This is a genomic window from Rehaibacterium terrae (genome assembly GCF_014202935.1).
Classification (GTDB): Bacteria; Pseudomonadota; Gammaproteobacteria; order Xanthomonadales; family Xanthomonadaceae; genus Rehaibacterium; species Rehaibacterium terrae.
Map to the genome: position 1 here is coordinate 98,311 of NZ_JACHHX010000001.1, position 18,258 is coordinate 116,568.

Below are 18,258 nucleotides of genomic sequence, written 5' to 3' on the forward strand. Positions count from 1 at the left end.
GATGCGGAGCGGGCCGGATGGCGCGGCGGCAGGTGCTGATCACGGGGGCGGGCAGCGGGCTGGGGCGAGCCCTGGCGCTGCGTTACGCCGCCGCGGGCGCCGCCGTGGCCTGCGCCGATCGGCGTTTCGAGCGCGCCGAGGAAACCGCCGCGCTGCTCCCCGGCGAGGGTCATCTCGCGCTCGTCGCCGACGTCGGCGACGACGCCTCGATGCGCGCGCTGCACGACACCCTGATGCGGCGCTGGCAGCGGCTCGACGTGCTGGTCAACAACGCCGGCATCGCCAGCGGCGGCTGCCTGGTCGACAGCACGATCGAGGAGTGGCGCGAGGTGCTGGAGATCAACCTGCTCGGCGTGGTGCGCGGCTGCCGATTGTTCCTGCCCGACATGCTGGCGCGCGGGCGCGGGCAGATCGTCAACATTGCCAGTTTCGCCGCGCTGGCCGGTGCGCCCGGCATCATGAGCTACGGCGTGGCCAAGGCCGGCGTGGTGGCCCTGTCCGAGCAGCTGCGCGCCGAGGTGGCGGCGCAGGGGGTGACCGTCTCGGTGGCCTGTCCGGCGTTCTTCCGGACCAACCTGCTGGAAAGCTGGCGCGGCGACCCCCGCGTGCGTGAAACGGCGGAACGGATGATGGCCAGGGCGCCCGATCGCCTGGACGAGGTCGCCGACCGGCTGTTCGCCGCCGCCGAGCGCGGCGAGTTCCTGATCCTCCCGACCCGGCGCGAGACGCTGCGCTGGCGGATCAAGCGCTGGCTGCCGGGCTGGTACTTCCGCAGAATGCTGGCGGCGACCCGGCGCTGAAGCGGCGCCGGGGAGCGCGACGCGTGCGAACCCGAGGAGCCCCGGCATGGACTGGATGATCTACGGCGCCAACGGCTACACCGGTCGGCTGATCGCCCATGAGGCGGCACGCCGCGGATTGCGCCCGGTGCTGGCCGGGCGCGACGCCGCGGCGGTCGAGCGCCTGGCCACCCTGCTCGGCCTGCCTTGGCGCGCCTTCGCGCTCGACAACGATGCCGCCGTGCGCGAGGGGCTCAACCATATCGGCCTGCTGCTCAACTGCGCCGGGCCGTTCTCGGCCACCTGCGCGCCGATGCTGCGCGGCTGCCTGGCGGCGCGGGCGCACTATCTCGACATCACCGGCGAGATCGACGTCTTCGAGCACTGCCACATGGCGCACGCCGACGCCAAGCTGGCCGACATCGTGGTGCTGCCGGGCGCCGGCTTCGACGTGGTGCCCACCGACTGCCTGGCCGCCATCCTCAAGCGCGACCTGCCCGATGCCGACACGCTGGTGCTGGCCTTCGAGGCCGGCGGCGGGCCGAGCCCGGGCACCGCGGCGACCAGCGTCGAGGGGCTGGGCAAGGGCGGCCGGGTGCGCAAGCAGGGCCAGGTCCGCAGAGTGCCGCTGGCCTGGAAGGTGCGCCAATTCGAGCGCGACGGCGAGGCCCGCACGGCGGTGACGATTCCCTGGGGCGACGTCTACACCGCTTACCTGTCCACCGGCATCCCCGACATCGAGGTCTACATGGTGGTGCCGCCGGCGACGGTGGCGCGGCTGCGCCGACTGCGCCTGCTCGGCCCGCTGCTGGGCTGGGGACCGGTGCAGGCCCTGTTGAAACGGCAGGTGAGGAAGAAGGTGCGCGGCCCGTCCGAGCAGGCCCGCGAGCGCACCGGCTGCGTGATCTGGGGCATCGCCCGCAACGCTGCCGGCCGCAGCGTGCAGCGGATCCTGCGCACGCCGAACGGCTATGACCTCACCGTGAGCGCGGCGCTGGGCATCGTCGAGCACCTGCTGCGGCAGTCGCCCCCCCCGCCCGGCGGCTTCTACACGCCGTCGAAGCTGATGGGCGCTGACTTCGTGCTCGGCCTGCCCGGCGTGCGGCTCGAAGAGGCGGTGCTGGCTTCGCCCGGCGCGTGAGATTAGGCTCGACGGGCCCGTTCCGGGCGGACGCACAGGAGCTTCCCATGCGCAATGCATTCCTGGTGGTTGGTGCCGCGCTGCTGGTGGCCGGCGCGCTGGTCACGGCCGGCCTGTTCACCTTCAAGGACAGCAAGGAAGTGCTGCGGATCGGCGACGCCTCGCTGACCGTCACCGAGGAAAAACGCCCCGACCATCGGCTCGGCTACGCGCTGATGGCGCTCGGCGGCATCGGCCTGCTGGTGGGCATCGTCCGCCGCAAGTGATCCGCGCGCCGGCCCGCCGCGCGGCGGGCCGGTACAATGCGCGGATGGATGTCTCCCACCTGCTCGACGCGCTGAATCCCGCGCAGCGCGAGGCCGTCTCCGCGCCGCCCGGCCATTACCTGGTGCTGGCCGGCGCCGGCTCCGGCAAGACCCGTGTGCTCACCCATCGCCTGGCCTGGCTGAACGAGGTCGAGCGTGTGCCGGCGCACGCGATGATGGCGGTCACCTTCACCAACAAGGCCGCCGGCGAGATGCGCCAGCGCGCCGGGCAGATGCTGCGCCACGGCACCCGTGGGATGTGGATCGGCACCTTCCACGGCCTCGCCCACCGCCTGCTGCGCCTGCACTGGCAGGAGGCGAAGCTGCCCGAGTCCTTCCAGGTGCTCGACGCCGACGACCAGCAGCGGCTGGTCAAGCGCCTGATGGCGGAGATGGATCTCGACGAGGGCCGCTTCCCGCCGCGCCAGGCGGTGTGGTGGATCAACGCGCAGAAGGACGAGGGCCGCCGACCGCAGCACATCCAGGTCGGCGGCGACTATTTCCTGGAAACGATGGTGCGCGTCTATGCCGCCTACCAGGAACGCTGCGACCGCGCCGGGCTGGTCGATTTCGCAGAACTGCTGCTGCGCGCGCACGAGCTGTGGCTGCAGCACCCGCCGCTGCTGCACCACTACCGGCAGCGCTTCCGCGAGCTGCTGATCGACGAGTTCCAGGACACCAACGCCATCCAGTACGCCTTCGTGCGCGTGCTGGCCGGCGACAGCGGGCATGTGTTCATCGTCGGCGACGACGACCAGAGCATCTACGGCTGGCGCGGCGCGCAGGTCGAGAACATGCAGCGCTTCCTGCGCGACTACCCGGGTGCCAGAACCATCCGGCTGGAGCAGAACTACCGCTCCAGCGCCAACATCCTCGGCGCCGCCAACGCGGTGATCGCGCACAACCCCGGCCGGCTCGGCAAGCAGTTGTGGACCGACGCCGGCGAAGGCGAGCCGGTCGACCTGTACGCCGCCTACAACGAGATCGACGAGGCGCGCTTCGTGGTCGAGCGCATCCGCCAGTGGGTGCGCGAGGGCGGCAGCTACGGCGACTGCGCGGTGCTGTACCGCTCCAACGCGCAGTCGCGCGCATTCGAGGAGACGCTGCAGCGCGAGGGCATCGCCTACCGCGTCTACGGTGGCTTCCGCTTCTTCGAGCGCGCCGAGATCAAGGACACGCTGGCCTACCTGCGGCTGGTGGCCAACCGCGCCGACGATGCCGCCTTCGAGCGCGCGGTGAACACGCCGGCGCGCGGCATCGGCAGCCGCACGCTGGACGAGGTGCGGCTGCTGGCGCGTGGCCGGGCGATCCCGCTGTGGGAGGCGGCGCAGGCCTTGGCGTCCGGCGACGCGCTCGCCGCCCGCGCCCGCAACGCCCTGCGCGGCTTCATCGAGCTGATCGACAAGCTGGCCGGCGAGCTCCGCCCCCTGCCGCTGGCCGAACAGATCGACCACGTGCTGCTGCGCTCGGGCCTGCGCGAGCACTACGCCAACGAGTCGAAGGGCGCGCTGGATTCGCGCACCGACAACCTCGACGAACTGGTGTCGGTCGCCAGCCGCTTCGTCCGCAGCGACGAGGACGAGCTGGAGAACCTGCCCGAGCTGGTGGCCTTCCTCGCCTACGCCTCGCTGGAGGCTGGCGAAGGCCAGGCCGAGGCCGGCGCCGAGGGCGTGCAGTTGATGACCCTGCACAGCGCCAAGGGCCTGGAGTTTCCACTGGTGTTCGTGGTCGGCATGGAGGAGGGGCTGTTCCCGAGCAGCCGGTCGCTGGAGGAATCCGGACGGCTGGAAGAGGAGCGTCGCCTCGCCTACGTCGGCATCACCCGCGCCCGCCAGAAGCTCGTGTTGAGCTATGCCGAGACGCGCCGCCTGCACGGCATGGACACCTACGGCCAGCCCTCGCGCTTCCTGCGCGAGATCCCCTCGGCGCTGCTGCGCGAGGTGCGGCCGAAGGTGCAGGTGTCGCGGCCGGCGTTCTCGGGGCGTTTCGCCGAACCGGCCGACAGCGGCGGCCTGAAGCTCGGCCAGCAGGTCGTGCATCCCAGCTTCGGCCCCGGCACCGTCATCGATTACGAAGGCGCCGGCAGCCACGCCCGCGTGCAGGTCAACTTCGACGAGGTCGGTCCCAAGTGGCTGGTGCTGGCCTACGCCAACCTGCAGGTGGCGTAGCGCCTGCGAAGCAGCGCCGCGGGCTTGGCGCGGCGTCGGCCGATCCCCCTGCTTTCCGTCGCATCGGCTCCGCTACACTTCGGCGTCCACGCAACCGGAGAGTGAGGCCATGAAGCGACGTGATCTTCTGCGCGGCACGGGTTTGGCGGCGGTGGCCGCGGGGCTGGCCGCCTGCGGGGCACGCGAGGGCGGATCGGCGGGCACGGCCTCCGACGTGCGGCTGAGCTGGAAGATGGTCACCTCCTGGCCGGCGAATCTGCCGGGGCTGGGCACCGGCGCGGCCTTGCTCGGCGAGATGATCACCAGGGCCTCCGGCGGCCGCTTGCGGGTGCGCGTGTACGGCGCGGGCGAGCTGGTGCCGGCGTTCGAGGTGTTCGACGCGGTCTCGCGCGGCACCGCCGAGATGGGTCACACCGCCAGCTACTACTGGAAGGGCAAGGCCGCAGCGGCGCCGTTCTTCTGTGCGATTCCGTTCGGGTTCAACGCGCAGGAGATGAACGGCTGGCTGTACGAGGGCGGCGGGCTGGCGCTATGGCGCGAGCTGTACGCGCAATTTGGGCTGGTCCCGTTCCCGGCCGGCAACACCGGCGTGCAGATGGCCGGCTGGTTCAACCGCGAGCTGCGCTCGCTGGCCGACCTGCGCGGCCTGAAGATGCGCATCCCGGGCCTGGGCGGCGAGGTGATGGCCAAGGTCGGCGCCACCCCGGTCAACCTGCCCGGCGCGGAAATCTTCACCGCCCTGCAGTCGGGCGCGATCGACGCCTGCGAGTGGGTGGGCCCCTACAACGATCTGGCCTTCGGCCTGCACCGGGTCGCGAAGTTCTACTACTACCCGGGCTGGCAGGAGCCGGGCCCGACGCTCGAGTGCATGGTCAACAAGACCGCGTTCGAGGCGCTGCCAGACGACCTGAAACACATCGTCGAAACCTGCTGCCGCGCGGTGAACGACGCCATGCTCGCCGAGTACACCGCGCGCAACCAGCAGGCGCTGGATCAGCTCGTGCGCGAACACAACGTGCAGCTGCGCCGCCTGCCCGACGACGTGATCGCCGCGCTCCGGCGCGCCAGCGAGGAGACGCTGGAGGCCATGGCCGCCGCCGATCCCTTCGTGCGCCGCGTGTACGACTCACAGCGCGCCTTCCGCGCCCAGGCCCAGGCCTGGCACGCGATCTCGGAAGAGGCCTACTACGCCGCCCGGCGCTGAGGCGCTCAGCCGTACAGCAGGCCCGGCAGCCAGGTCGCCAGCCCGGGCCACAGCGCCAGCACCAGCAGCATCGCCAGCTGCAGCGCGATGAACGGCAGCGCGCCGCGGTAGATCTGCGCGGTGCGCACCTGCGGCGGCGTCACGCCGCGCAGGTAGAACAGGGCGAAGCCGAACGGCGGGGTGAGGAAGCTGGTTTGCAGGTTGATCGCCATCATCACGCCCAGCCAGACCGGGTCCACGCCCATCGCCAGCAGCACCGGGCCGACGATCGGCACCACCACGAAGGTGATCTCGATGAAGTCGAGCACGAAGCCGAGCAGGAACATCATCAGCATCACCGCGATCAACGCGCCGGTGGTGCCGCCGGGCAGGCCGCTGAGCAGGTCGTGGACGAGGTCGTCGCCGCCGTAGCCGCGGAACACCAGGGTGAACAGTGCCGCGCCGATCAGGATGGCGAACACCATCGCGGTGATCTTCACCGTGCGCAGCGCCACCTCCAGCAGACGCGACGGGCGCAGCTCCCGGCGCAGCGCGGCGAACAGCGTGGCGCCGACCGCGCCCACCGCCGCCGCTTCGGTCGGCGTGGCGATGCCGGCGAGGATCGAGCCGAGCACGGCCAGGATCAGCAGCAGCGGCGGCAGCACGGCGGCGACGGTGCGCCAGACGCCGACACGCTCGCCGCGCGCGATGGCCGGGGCGCGGGCCGGATGCCGCCAGGCCACCCACAGCGCGTACAGCAGGTACAGGCCGACCAGGATCAGCCCGGGGATCAGCGCGCCGGCGAACAGGTCGCCCACCGACACCGCCTTGGGCGCGAAATTGCCCAGACGCAGCTGCGCCTGCTGGTAGGCGTTGCCGAGCTGGTCGCCGAGCAGCACCAGCACGATCGAGGGCGGGATGATCTGGCCGAGGGTGCCGGCGGCAGCGATGCTGCCGGTGGCCAGGCGCGGGTCGTAACCGTGGCGCAGCATCACTGGCAGCGAGATCAGGCCCATGGTGACGACAGTCGCGCCGACGATGCCGGTGCTGGCGGCGAGCAGTGCGCCGACCAGCAGCACCGCCACCACCAGCCCGCCGCGCAGGCGACCGAACAGGCCGGCGACGGTGGTGAGCAGATCCTCGGCCAGCCGCGAGCGTTCCAGCATCACGCCCATGAACACGAACAGCGGCACCGCGATCAGCGTCTCGTTGGTCATCACCCCGAACACGCGGTTCGGGAACGCCGACAGGTAGGCCGGATCGAAGGCGCCCAGCAGCCAGCCCAGGCCGGCGAACAGCAGCGACACCCCGGCCAAAGTGAAGGCGACCGGGTAGCCGGCCAGCAGCGCCGCGCACAGCGCGATCACCAGCCCGGCCAGCAGCGCGCCGCTCACGTGTCTGCTCCGCCCAGCGCGCGGCGCAGCGCGCGCAGCACCTGCGCCAGCGCTTGCAGCCCGAGCAGGGCGGCGGCGGCCGGCAGCATGCCCTTGAGCAGGTACAGCGCCGGCAGCCCGCCCGGCTCGCGCGAGCCCTCGCGCACCGCCCAGCTGGCGGCCACATAGTCCCAGCTCATCCAGACGACGAAGGTGCAGAACGGCAGCAGGAACAGCACGCCGCCGGCCACCTCCACCCAGGCGGCGACGCGCGGCGGAAAGCGCTGCTGGAAGATGTCGACGCGAACGTGGCCGTCCTCGCGCAGCGTCCAGGCCAGGCCGAACAGGAAGGCGCCGGCGTGCAGCCAGACGACCAGCTCCTGCACCGCCTGCGAGCCGGCGCTGAAGGCATAGCGCGCCACCACCAGCGCGAACACCAGCGCCACGCAGGCCAGGGTGGCCAGCGCGCACAGCCAGGCAGCGCCGCGGGCGAGGCGGTCGATCGCGGCGATGAGGTTCGAGAGGGCGCGCGCGGCGCCGGCGGGCTCAGCCATGCGCCTCCGGGCGGGCGGCGTGATCCGGCGCGGGCATCAGTCCCATTGGTAGACCACCCAGTACACCGGGCGGACCGGTCCCTCGCCGTCCTTGCTGTCGAGGCGGCCGTCGCCGTTGGTGTCGAGCAGGTAGTAGGGCGGGCCGCGCCGTGGCGTCACCTTGACCATGTGCAGGCGGCCGTTGACCCGGTATTCCTCGATCCGGTCGCCGGTCCGCTCGTCGACCAGGATGCGCACCGCCGGTGGCGGCTCGCGCTCGGCGGGGGCGGGGATCTTCTCCGGGATCGGCACTTCCTTGACCGCGTCGCGCTCCTGCGCCAGCAGCTCGCGGGGCGTGGACTGCTGCGCGAGCGTGGGCAGCGCCAGCAGCAACGAGAATGCGATGAGCGGCCTGCGCATGGCGTACCTCGGCGCGTGGGGTTTGCGATGGGGAGCGGTCAGGATGGCAAATGCGGCCGTGCCGCTCAAGCGCGGCACACGGTCGCGGCGGGTGCCGGCGGCGGACGCTGGCGCTCCCGTAGAATCGACGGCTCACCCCCCGACGCGCGCCGCCATGCCCCGCCTGGTCCTGATCGACGGCTCCAGCTACCTCTACCGTGCCTTCCACGCCCTGCCGCCGTTGACCAACGCGGCGGGCGAGCCGACCGGCGCGCTGTTCGGCGTGGTCAACATGCTGCGCGCCACGCTCAAGGAGAAACCCGACTACGCCGCCTTCGTGGTCGACGCCTCCGGGCCGACCTTCCGCGACGCGATGTACGCCGAGTACAAGGCGCAGCGCGCGCCGATGCCGGACGAGCTGCGTGCCCAGGTCGAGCCGATGCTGCAGATCGTCGAGGCGCTGGGCTTCCCGATCCTGCGCGTGCCCGGCGTGGAGGCCGACGACGTGATCGGCACGCTGGCGGTGCAGGGCGCGGCGCAGGGCATGCAGGTCACCATCTCCACCAGCGACAAGGACTTCGCCCAGCTGGTGCGGCCGGGCATCACGCTGGTCAACACCATGAGCGGCAGCGTGCTCGACGAGGCCGGCGTGCGCGAGAAGTTCGGCGTGCGGCCCGACCAGATCGTCGACCTGCTGGCGCTGATGGGCGACAGCGTGGACAACATCCCCGGCGTCGAGAAGTGCGGCCCCAAGACCGCCGCCAAATGGCTGGGCGAATACGGCACGCTCGACGGCGTGATCGCCCACGCCGGCGAGATCGGCGGCAAGCTCGGCGAGAACCTGCGCGCCGCACTCGACCGCCTGCCGCTCAACCGTGAACTGGTGACGATCAAGACCGATGTCGCGCTCGACGGCGGGCCGGAGACGCTGAAGCTGCGCGAGCCGGACGTGGACGCGTTGCGCGCGCTCTATGCCCGCTACGACTTCAAGGCCGCGCTGCGCGAGCTGGACGGGCAGGCAGCGGACGGTGCGGACGCGAAGGTGCCGACCGCCGCGCCCAAGGGCTACCCGGGCACCGCCGCCGCGGCCGAAGCGCCCGACCCGGCGCTGGCCGCGCCCGGCGAGTACGACTGCGTGCTGGAGCGCGGCCAGCTCGACGCCTGGATCGAGCGGCTGCGTGCGGCCGGGCTGATCGCCTTCGATACCGAGACCGATTCGCTCGATCCGATGCGTGCCAACCTGGTCGGGCTGAGCTTCGCCGTCGAACCCGGCCACGCCGCCTACGTGCCGCTGGCGCACGACTACCCCGGCGCGCCGGCCCAGCTCGACCGCGACGCCGTGCTCGCCGCGCTGCGTCCGATCCTCGAAGACGTCGGCAGGCCCAAGGTCGGCCAGCACGGCAAGTACGACCTGCACGTGCTGCGCCGGCACGGCGTGGAGGTGCGCGGCTACGCGCACGACACCATGCTGGAATCCTTCGTGCTCAACTCCACCGCCAGCCGCCACGACATGGACACGCTGGCGCGGCGCCACCTGGGTTACGAGACCATCAAGTACGAGGACGTCGCCGGCAAGGGCGCCAAGCAGATCCCGTTCCCGCAGGTCGCGCTGGAGCAGGCCACCGCCTACGCCGCCGAGGACGCCGACATCACCCTGCGCCTGCACCATGCCCTGCACGCCAAGCTCGCTGCCGAGCCCGCGCTGGAGAAGGTCTACCGCGAGATCGAGATGCCGCTGGTGCCGGTGCTGACGCGGATGGAGGCCAATGGCGTGCTGGTCGATGCCGATGAGCTGCGCCGGCAGAGCCAGGCACTGGCCAGGCGCATGCACGCCGCCCAGCAGCAGGCCTACGAGATCGCCGGGCGCAGCTTCAACCTCGACTCGCCCAAGCAGTTGCAGGCGATCCTGTTCGACGAACTGAAGCTGCCGGTGCTGGTGAAGACGCCGACCGGCCAGCCGTCCACCAACGAAGAGGCGCTGGAGGCGATCGCCGACGAGCACCCGCTGCCGCGGCTGATCCTGGAATACCGCGGTCTGGCCAAGCTGCGCTCGACCTATACCGACAAGCTGCCCGAGGCGATCAACCCGCACACCGGCCGGGTGCACACCAGCTACCACCAGGCCGGCGCGGCCACCGGCCGGCTGGCGTCCTCGGACCCGAACCTGCAGAACATCCCGATCCGCACCGAGGACGGCCGCCGCATCCGCCAGGCCTTCATCGCGCCCGAGGGCCGCCGCATCGTCGCCTGCGACTACTCGCAGATCGAGCTGCGGATCATGGCCCACCTGTCGCAGGACCCCGGCCTGGTGGCGGCCTTCGAGAGCGGGCAGGACATCCACCGCGCCACCGCCAGCGAAGTGTTCGGCGTGCCGCTGGAGCAGGTCGACGGCAACCAGCGCCGCGCCGCCAAGGCGATCAACTTCGGCCTGATGTACGGCATGAGCGCCTTCGGCCTGGCGCGCCAGCTCGGCATCGCCCGTGGCGAGGCGCAGGACTACATCGCGCTGTACTTCGCCCGCTACCCCGGCGTGCGCGAGTTCATGGAGCGCACCCGCGAGCAGGCCAGGGCGAAGGGCTACGTCGAGACCGTGTTCGGCCGCCGGCTGTACCTGAACGACATCCATGCCCGCAACCAGGGCCTGCGTGCCGCCGCCGAGCGCGCCGCGATCAACGCGCCGATGCAGGGCACCGCCGCCGACATCATCAAGCGCGCCATGATCTCGGTGGACGCCTGGCTGGCGGAGCATGCCGGGCGTGCCCTCATGATCATGCAGGTGCACGACGAGCTGGTGTTCGAGGTCGAGGCCGGCTTCGTCGACACCCTGCTGGCCGAGGTGAAGCAGCGGATGCAGGGCGCGGCGCAGTTGCGGGTGCCGCTGGTGGTCGACGCCGGGGTCGGCGCCAACTGGGATCAGGCACATTGAACGGGCGGCGGAAACGGCGGCTTACGCGGCGCGCCCCGGCACAGGTGCCGCGTGCGGCAGTGGGGGGGCGCGCGCGGCGCCAGCCCGGCCCTCTCCGCGCTGGGTGGTGCCGGTTCCGCCCGCCCCTGTCGGTGCTGGAAAGCCGCGAAAATCAGTGACCTGCGTGGGGGTGGCGGCGAACGCTGAATCGAGAATGAATATTAGTGCGCGTTAACGGCATTCTTCACGAACCATCAAGCCCGGCAGTGGTCAGATGTCATCGACGGGTGCAACGCCCGTCGTTGGATCGCTCACTCCCCTGAGTGGATCCCGGAGGGTCGGTTTCTCCCCAGACCGGCCTTCCTCCCCCCGAACCCCGCGGGCTTCCCCTGGCCCGCGGGGTTTTTTATCGTCCGCCGCCGGCCGGAGCGGGGCTCAGGCGAGTTCGGCCAGCCAATCGCGCGGAATGAGGTAGTCGGCCAGGCGTGCCTCGGGCGAGCCGGGCTCGGGCTGGTAGCCGTACTCGAAGCGCACCAGCGGCGGCAGGCTCATCAGGATGCTCTCGGTGCGGCCGCCCGACTGCAGGCCGAACAGGGTGCCGCGGTCCCAGACCAGGTTGAACTCGACGTAGCGGCCGCGCCGGTAGAGCTGGAACTGCCGCTCGCGCTCGCCGTAGGGCGTGTCCTGGCGGCGCGCCACCAGCGGCAGGTAGGCGTCGAGGAAGCCATCGCCCACGGCCCGGGTGTAGCCGAAGCAGGCCTCGAAGCCGCCCTCGTCGAGGTCGTCGTAGAACAGCCCGCCGACACCGCGCGCCTCGCCGCGGTGCTTGAGGAAGAAATAGCGGTCGCACCAGTCCTTGTGGGCGCGGTAGCGCGCCTCGCCGCCGAACGGCTCGCACACGCGCCGCGCGGTTTCGTGCCAGTGGCGCACGTCCTCGTCGAACGGGTAGAACGGGGTCAGGTCGAAGCCGCCGCCGAACCACCACACCGGGTCGCGGCCCGCGGGCCGGGCCTCGAAGTAGCGCACGTTCATGTGCGTGGTCGGCAGGTAGGGGTTGCGCGGGTGGAACACCAGCGACACGCCCATCGCCCGCCACGGCGCGCCGGCCAGCGCCGGGCGGTGCGCGCTGGCCGAGGGCGGCAGGGTGGCGCCGCAGACGTCGGAGAAGCCGATGCCGGCCTGTTCGAACACCCGGCCCTGCTTCATCACCCGCGAGCGCCCGCCACCGCCTTCGGCACGCTGCCATTGGTCCTGCACGAAGCGGCCTTCGCCGTCGGCGGCCTCGATGGCGGCGCAGATGCGGTCCTGCAGATCGCGCAGGTAGTCGTGGACGGCGGCGATGTCGGGCATGGGCGGGTCTTTTGTGGCGGTCGGCGCGGATTCTACCGCCGCCAACGCGAAAGCCCGGCGCGTGGCCGGGCTTTCGCGGACTGCACAGCTGCGGCTGCGCGGGTCGGTCACTTCGGTGTCTTCAGCGCGCGCTCGAACAGCTCGAAGACGCGCCGGTACTGGTCGTACCAGCTTTCCGGATGCTGGTAGGCGTGACGCTCGAGCGGATAGCTGGCCAGCTCCCAGTCGTGCTTCTTCAGTTCGATCAGGCGCTGCGCCAGCCGCACCGAGTCCTGGTAGAGCACGTTGTCGTCGATCATGCCGTGGCTGATCAGCAGGTGGCCCTCGAACTGCTCGACATACTCGATCGGCGAGGACTTGCGGTAGGCCTCGGGGTCGATGTCCGGCGTGTTGAGGATGTTCGAGGTGTACTCGTGGTTGTACATCGCCCAGTCGGTGACCGGGCGCAGCGCGGCGCCGGCGTGGAACCGCCCGGGTTCGCGGAACATCGCCATGAACGTCATGAAGCCGCCATAGCTGCCGCCGTAGATGCCGACCCGGTCGCGGTCGCCCTGGTGCTGTTCGACCAGGTAGTCGATGCCGTCGAGGTAGTCCTCCAGCTCGGGGTGGCCCATCTGCCGGTAGATCGCGGTGCGCCAGTCGCGGCCGTAGCCGGCCGAGCCGCGGAAGTCCATGTCGAGCACGACATAGCCGTGCTGCACCAGCAGCTGGTGGAACATCTGCTCGCGGAAGTACACCGGCCAGCGTGCGTGCACGTTCTGCAGGTAGCCGGCGCCGTGCACGAACAGGGCGATCGGGTACTGCTTGCCGGGTTCGAGTTCGGCCGGGCGGTAGAGCTTGGCCCAGACATGCCCGGCGCCGTGCTTCGAAGGCACCTGCACGAACTGCGGCGCCAACCACTCGCGCGCCCGGTATGCCTCGCTGCGGGTGTCGGTGAGCTTGCGCACCTCGCCGCCGCTGGCCGCCACCACCGCCAACTGCGGCGGCACGTGGCTGGACGACCAGCGCAGCAGCACCTGCGACTCGTCCGGCGAGAGCACGAAGCTCTCCACGCCGTCGATCCCGGTGAGTTCGACGACGGTGTTGCTGGCCAGGTCCAGCCGGCACAGCTCCCAGTCGCCCGGCCAGTTGCGGTTGCACAGGAAGAAGGCGCGGCTGCCGTCGTGCGACAGCACCGGCGCATCGACCTCCCAGCGGCCCTCGGTGCGGCGATGCGGGCGCTGGCCAGGGACCACGGTGTACAGGTGCGAGTAGCCGGACTCTTCCGAGAGGAACCACAGCGTGCGGCCGTCCGGCAGCCAGCCGAAGTCGTTGAAGGCCCAGTTGATCCAGGCCGGATCGGTCAGGCGGTGCACCGGCACCAGCGCCTGCTTCGCCAAGTCGACGGTGGCGATCCAGCGGTCCTTGTTGTCGGTGGCGCGCAGCATCACGGCGACGTTGGCGCCGTCGGCACTCCAGCGCACGCCGTCGACACGGACGCGGCGGTTGCCGGTCTGCGGCTCCTTGCCGGCGGCGCGGCGCAGGTCGGCCAGCGGATCGACGGCGATGCCGGGCAGCGGGTCGAGCTTGAGTTCGACCACGCTGCCGCCAGCCAGGTCGACCAGGCGCAGACCGTGCCCCAGCGGCGGATTGCGGCCGACGCGGGTACGCACATCCTCGAACTCCTCGTAGCCGGACTCGGTGACGTACTTGGGCATCTGGCCGCGGCGGCCGCGGTCGCCGTTCTTCGGCTCGGTGACGACGATCGCGTAATGGCCGGCCGGCGACAGCGCGCTGCGCACCAGCTGCAGGCCGTCGCCCAGATACACCGGCGCGGCGGCGCGGCTGGCGTCGGCGCGGCGCAGCGCCTCGCCGCGCTCGCGCAGGGCGTCGCGCTGGTCCTTTTCGCGCCTGAGGGTGGCGATCAGGCGCAACTGCATGTCGCGCAGGTAGTCCTCGGCCGGCGGCGCGGCCGGATCCTTCTCGGCGCGCAGCAGCGCCGCCGGCTCGACCACCCGCTCGGCGAAGCGCCAACGGTACCAGTCGTGGCCGACGCGCCAGATCACCGCCTGGCCGTCGGCGCTGAAGGCGGCGTCGGCCGCGGTCTCGGCGCTGCGGGTGATCTGGGTCAGCGCGCCGCTGCGCAGGTCGCGCACGAACACGTCGCCGTTGCGCACGAACACCGCCAGGCTGCGGTCACGGTTGTAGACCGGGTTGGCGGCGTCCATCGTCGCCTGCGCCTCGTCGGCGAGTGGCCGACTGGCGCCGCTGGCGAGGTCGAGCGCATGGGTGTCGCGGATCAGCGCGCCCTCTCGCTTGAGGGTGTAGTAGACCTGCCGGCCGTCCAGCGACCACCAGGCCTGCTCGACCGGCGGGCCGATCCAGTCCGGATGGGCCATGGCCTGGTCGAGAGTGATCGGCGTCTGGGCGGCGGCCGGAGCGGTGAACGGGACGGTCACGGCCAGGGCGAGCAGGGAGGGAGCGAGCCAGCGCATGCGGGTCTCCGTGGTGCGGACGGAAAGGGCGAGCGCCGAAGGGTAACAGCCGCGGCCGCGTCGCTGACCATGACTTCGGTCATGGTGCGGTGGCGTCCCGGCCGGGCCGGGTGGGGTGGCGGTGCGGTCCCGTGCCGCGGCGCCCCAACCAAGGGCACAGCCCCGGCCCGCGCCGATGGGCCATACTCGCGCGTCTGTCCGTCCGCGAGTGCACCGATGATCCCTCGTATCTCCCCGTTCGCCATCGTGCTGCTGGCGGCCGCCCCGCTCGCCCATGCCGCGACCGGCGACAGCCCGACCAAGCTGCTGCGCTTCCCCGACATCCACGGTGAGCGCATCGTCTTCGTGCACGCCGGCGACATCCACGTGGTCCACGCCGATGGCGGCACCGCGCAGCGCCTGACCTCGCACCCCGGCAAGGAGCTGTACCCGAAGTTCTCGCCGGACGGGCAGTGGATCGCCTTCTCGGCCGAATACAACGGCACCCGCCAGGTCTATGTGATGCCGAGCACCGGCGGCGAGCCGCGCCAGCTCACCTGGTACAACGACGTCGGCCCGATGCCGCCGCGCGGCGGCACCGACTACCGCGTGCTCGACTGGACGCCGGACGGCAGGCACGTGCTCGTGCGTGCCAACCGCGTGCCGACCGACGAGCGCGGCGGCCGGCCCTACCTGGTGCCGGTGGACGGCGGCATGGAAACGCCGCTGGCGGTGCCCGAGACCGGCGGCGGCATGTTCTCCCCCGACGGCACGAAGTTCGTCTACACGCCGATCGACCGCGACTTCCGCAGCTGGAAACGTTATCGCGGCGGTCGTGCGCAGGACGTGTGGATCTACGACCTGGCCGCCAACACCTCGCTGCGCCTCACCGACCACCGCGCCACCGACCACCAGCCGATGTGGGTGGGCGACACGGTGTATTTCGTCTCCGACCGCGATCACACGCTCAACCTGTACGCGATCCCGCCGCAGGGCGGCGAGCCGCGCAAGCTCACGAACTTCGACCAGTACGACATCCTCTGGCCGAGCGCCGGCCCGGACGCGATCGTGTTCGAGCACGGCGGCTCGATCTGGCGCTTCGACCCGAAAACCGAAACCGCGAAGGAAGTGCCGATCCGTGTCGTCGGCGACTTCCCCGACACCCAGCCGCGCCATGTCAAGCCGGCCGCCTTCGTCGAGAGCTTCGGCCTGTCACCGGGCGGCGAGCGCGCGGTGTTCGGCGCCCGTGGCGAGATCTTCACCCTGCCGGCCAGGCACGGCGAGCCGCGCAACCTCAGCAACACGCCCGATGTGCGCGAACACAGCGTGAGCTGGTCGCCGGACGGTCGCTGGATCGCCTACCTGAGCGATGCCAGCGGTGAATACGAGATCTGGGTGCGCGCCCAGGACGGCAGCGGCGAGCCGCGTCGCGTCACCCGTGACGGCGACATCTGGCGTTTCGCGCCGGTGTGGTCGCCCGATTCGACCAAGCTCGCCTACGGTGACAAGAAGCAGCGCCTGCGCATCGTCGACGTCGCCACCGGCGCCACCACCGACGTCGACCGCGGCACGGTGCAGGACCTGACCCAGTACACCTGGTCGCCGGACAGCCGCCACCTGGCCTACGTGAAGACCGGCGCCAGCCGCAACACCTCGATCTGGGTCTACTCGCTGGAGTCGCGGCGTACGCGGCAGCTCACCGCCGACGACACCGCCGAGACCAGCCCGGCCTTCGACCCGCAGGGCCGCTGGCTCTACTTCCTGTCCAACCGCGACTACAACCTGGCCTTCAGCAGCTACGAGTTCAATTACCTCTACAACAACGCCACCCGCATCTACGCCGCCAGCCTGGCGGCCGACGGCCCGGCGCTGTTCCTGCCCAAGAGCGACGAGGTGCGTCCGGGCGGCGGCAATGCCGGCGGCGGCGAGGCGAAGAAGGATCCGGCACCGCTGCGCGTGCGCATCGACGCCGATGGCTTCAACGCCCGCGTGGTGCCGCTGGCCGCGCCCGCCGGCAACTACCACAGGCTCACCGCCAACGCCGAGGGCGTGTTCTACCTGGCCACCGGCAACGGCGCGCCGACGCTGCGCTTCCTCGCCACCGAGGGCGACAAGCCGGCCGACGTCGCCTCCGGCGTCACCGGCTACGCGCTCTCGGCCGATGGGCGCAAGCTGCTCGTGCAGCAGCCGGGCGGCAAGTTCGCCATCGTCGACGCCAAGCCCGGCGCCGAGCTGGACAAGGGCCAGCTCGCGCTCGACACGTGGGAGCTGCGCATCGAGCCGCGCCGCGAGTGGCGGCAGATGTTCGTCGACGGCTGGCGCATCCTGCGCGACTGGTTCTACGACGAGAACATGCACGGCCAGGACTGGAACGCCATCCGTGCCAAGTACGAGGCCCTGCTGCCGCACGTCGTCACCCGCGCCGACCTCGACTACCTGTTCACCGAGATCGCCGGCGAAACCAATGCCGGCCACGTCTACGTCAGCAGCGGCGACGAGACCGTCGTGCCGCGCAAGGCGGGCGGCCTGCTGGGTGCGCAGATCGCCGCGCACGAGTCGGGCTACTTCCGCGTCGAGCGGGTCTTCCCTGCCGACGCCGGCGACGTGTCGGCGCGCTCGCCGCTGGCCGCGCCGGGAGTGAACGCGCGCGACGGCGAGTACATCCTCGCCGTGGATGGCGTTTCCACCCGTACGGTGAAGAACTTCTACGCGCTGCTGGAGAACAAGGCCGACCGCGTGGTGACCCTGCGCGTCAACGCCAGCCCGGTCGAGCAGGGCGCACGTGAGGTGCGGGTCAGGGCCATCGCCTCCGAGCAGGGCCTGCGCTACGCCGACTGGGTGCAGCAAAAGCGCGCCTTAGTCGACCGCCTGTCCGGCGGCCGCATCGGCTACATCCACGTCCCGAACACCGCGGTGGAAGGCAACCGCGAACTGTTCCGCGGCATGGTGGCACAGGCGCACAAGCAGGCCCTGATCATCGACGACCGCTACAACGGCGGCGGCTTCATTCCCGACCGCATGATCGAGCTGCTGCGCCGCGAACCGCTGAACTACTGGAAGCAGCGCGGCCTGGAGCCGAACGCCACCCCGTTCCTCTCCCACCTGGGGCCCAAGGCGATGCTGATCAACGGCCTGTCCAGCTCGGGCGGCGACGCGCTGCCGTACTACTTCCGCAAGCTCGGACTGGGGCCGCTGATCGGCACCCGCACCTGGGGCGGTCTGATCGGCATATCCGGCAACCCGAGCCTGAGCGACAACGGCGCGATCCTGGCGGCCACCTTCCGCTTCATGGACACCGACGGCCACTGGGCGGTGGAGAACGAGGGCGTGGCGCCGGACATCGAGGTGATCGATCGCCCCGAACTGATTGCCGCCGGGCGCGACCCGAGCATCGAGAAGGCGGTGGAGCTGCTGCTGGCCGAGCTGGAGAAGAATCCCCCGCACCGCCCGCAGGCACCGCCGGCGCCGAGCGTGTTCCCGCCGCCGACGGAGTGATCCGGCCGCCAGCGGTACCGACACGGGGGCGCTGCGTGCGCTCCCGTGTCGTATGTGCAGCCCGTGGTCGCCGCGACCCGCTTCGCCTGTAGGAGCGGCGTGAGCCGCGACCGGTTGCCTGCGGGGTTCTCCGGTCGCGGCTGAAGCCGCTCCTACAGCGTGCAGGTTCGTCGC

At 71.2% G+C, this 18,258-nt stretch carries 12 protein-coding genes; 7 read left to right on the forward strand and 5 right to left on the reverse strand.

The features are described 5' to 3' along the window. Positions 1-17: 17 nt before the first annotated feature. The 5 genes from HNQ58_RS00415 (at position 18) to HNQ58_RS00435 (ending at position 5,597) form a co-directional block, all read left to right on the forward strand. A complete protein-coding gene (locus HNQ58_RS00415) occupies positions 18-800 on the forward strand; it encodes an SDR family NAD(P)-dependent oxidoreductase (RefSeq protein WP_183946807.1) in 783 nt (260 codons plus the stop codon). 46 nt (positions 801-846) lie between these two features. Beyond that, positions 847-1,920 carry a saccharopine dehydrogenase family protein gene (locus HNQ58_RS00420; protein WP_183946808.1) on the forward strand — a complete coding sequence of 358 codons (1,074 nt, stop codon included), beginning with the start codon at positions 847-849 and terminating at the stop codon, positions 1,918-1,920. Between the two features lie 47 nt (positions 1,921-1,967). Next, the gene (locus tag HNQ58_RS00425) at positions 1,968-2,186 is read left to right on the forward strand and encodes a hypothetical protein (RefSeq protein ID WP_183946809.1); all 219 of its coding nucleotides are present in this window, start codon (positions 1,968-1,970) and stop codon (positions 2,184-2,186) included. 44 nt (positions 2,187-2,230) lie between these two features. Then, a complete protein-coding gene (gene uvrD, locus HNQ58_RS00430; RefSeq protein WP_183946810.1) occupies positions 2,231-4,393 on the forward strand; it encodes a DNA helicase II in 2,163 nt (720 codons plus the stop codon). Positions 4,394-4,502: 109 nt separating this feature from the next. Continuing rightward, positions 4,503-5,597 (forward strand): TRAP transporter substrate-binding protein, encoded by a 1,095-nt coding sequence (locus HNQ58_RS00435; protein WP_183946811.1) that lies wholly within the window; start codon positions 4,503-4,505, stop codon positions 5,595-5,597. Positions 5,598-5,602: 5 nt separating this feature from the next. Here the strand turns inward: HNQ58_RS00435 and HNQ58_RS00440 are convergent, their stop codons facing one another. The 3 genes from HNQ58_RS00440 to HNQ58_RS00450 are packed head-to-tail and all read right to left on the reverse strand — an operon-like array spanning position 5,603 to position 7,902. Continuing rightward, positions 5,603-6,970, reverse strand: a complete 1,368-nt coding sequence (locus HNQ58_RS00440; RefSeq protein ID WP_183946812.1) for a TRAP transporter large permease subunit — start codon at positions 6,968-6,970, stop codon at positions 5,603-5,605. Next, entirely contained in the window at positions 6,967-7,503 is a 537-nt protein-coding gene (locus HNQ58_RS00445) for a TRAP transporter small permease subunit (RefSeq protein WP_183946813.1), read from the reverse strand. The genes HNQ58_RS00440 and HNQ58_RS00445 overlap by 4 nt, the downstream gene beginning before the upstream one ends. Before the next feature lie 36 nt (positions 7,504-7,539). Further along, positions 7,540-7,902 carry a DUF2782 domain-containing protein gene (locus tag HNQ58_RS00450; RefSeq protein ID WP_183946814.1) on the reverse strand — a complete coding sequence of 121 codons (363 nt, stop codon included), beginning with the start codon at positions 7,900-7,902 and terminating at the stop codon, positions 7,540-7,542. Between the two features lie 154 nt (positions 7,903-8,056). On the opposite strand from HNQ58_RS00450, the gene polA reads away from it, so the two are divergent. Then, on the forward strand, positions 8,057-10,807 hold the full coding sequence (gene polA / locus HNQ58_RS00455; RefSeq protein WP_183946815.1) for a DNA polymerase I: 2,751 nt from the start codon (positions 8,057-8,059) through the stop codon (positions 10,805-10,807). A 414-nt stretch (positions 10,808-11,221) separates the two neighbouring features. Here polA and hemF read toward each other — a convergent pair whose 3' ends face one another. Together hemF and HNQ58_RS00465 are read right to left on the reverse strand one after the other, a co-directional pair. Beyond that, entirely contained in the window at positions 11,222-12,136 is a 915-nt protein-coding gene (gene hemF, locus HNQ58_RS00460; RefSeq protein WP_183946816.1) for an oxygen-dependent coproporphyrinogen oxidase, read from the reverse strand. Between the two features lie 107 nt (positions 12,137-12,243). Beyond that, positions 12,244-14,610 (reverse strand): S9 family peptidase, encoded by a 2,367-nt coding sequence (locus HNQ58_RS00465; RefSeq protein WP_183946817.1) that lies wholly within the window; start codon positions 14,608-14,610, stop codon positions 12,244-12,246. A 216-nt stretch (positions 14,611-14,826) separates the two neighbouring features. Between HNQ58_RS00465 and HNQ58_RS00470 the strand changes: the two genes are divergently transcribed. Next, positions 14,827-18,084 (forward strand): S41 family peptidase, encoded by a 3,258-nt coding sequence (locus tag HNQ58_RS00470; RefSeq protein ID WP_183946818.1) that lies wholly within the window; start codon positions 14,827-14,829, stop codon positions 18,082-18,084. Positions 18,085-18,258 lie beyond the last annotated feature (174 nt).

Excerpts from the sequence above, each read along its gene's own strand:
- HNQ58_RS00415 (WP_183946807.1), top strand. The coding sequence starts at position 18 with ATGGCGCGGCGGCAGGTGCTGATCACGGGGGCGGGCAGCGGGCTGGGG.
- HNQ58_RS00420 (WP_183946808.1), top strand. The coding sequence starts at position 847 with ATGGACTGGATGATCTACGGCGCCAACGGCTACACCGGTCGGCTGATC.
- HNQ58_RS00425 (WP_183946809.1), top strand. The coding sequence starts at position 1,968 with ATGCGCAATGCATTCCTGGTGGTTGGTGCCGCGCTGCTGGTGGCCGGC.
- uvrD (WP_183946810.1), top strand. The coding sequence starts at position 2,231 with ATGGATGTCTCCCACCTGCTCGACGCGCTGAATCCCGCGCAGCGCGAG.
- HNQ58_RS00435 (WP_183946811.1), top strand. The coding sequence starts at position 4,503 with ATGAAGCGACGTGATCTTCTGCGCGGCACGGGTTTGGCGGCGGTGGCC.
- HNQ58_RS00445 (WP_183946813.1), bottom strand. The coding sequence starts at position 7,503 with ATGGCTGAGCCCGCCGGCGCCGCGCGCGCCCTCTCGAACCTCATCGCC.
- HNQ58_RS00450 (WP_183946814.1), bottom strand. The coding sequence starts at position 7,902 with ATGCGCAGGCCGCTCATCGCATTCTCGTTGCTGCTGGCGCTGCCCACG.
- polA (WP_183946815.1), top strand. The coding sequence starts at position 8,057 with ATGCCCCGCCTGGTCCTGATCGACGGCTCCAGCTACCTCTACCGTGCC.
- hemF (WP_183946816.1), bottom strand. The coding sequence starts at position 12,136 with ATGCCCGACATCGCCGCCGTCCACGACTACCTGCGCGATCTGCAGGAC.
- HNQ58_RS00465 (WP_183946817.1), bottom strand. The coding sequence starts at position 14,610 with ATGCGCTGGCTCGCTCCCTCCCTGCTCGCCCTGGCCGTGACCGTCCCG.
- HNQ58_RS00470 (WP_183946818.1), top strand. The coding sequence starts at position 14,827 with ATGATCCCTCGTATCTCCCCGTTCGCCATCGTGCTGCTGGCGGCCGCC.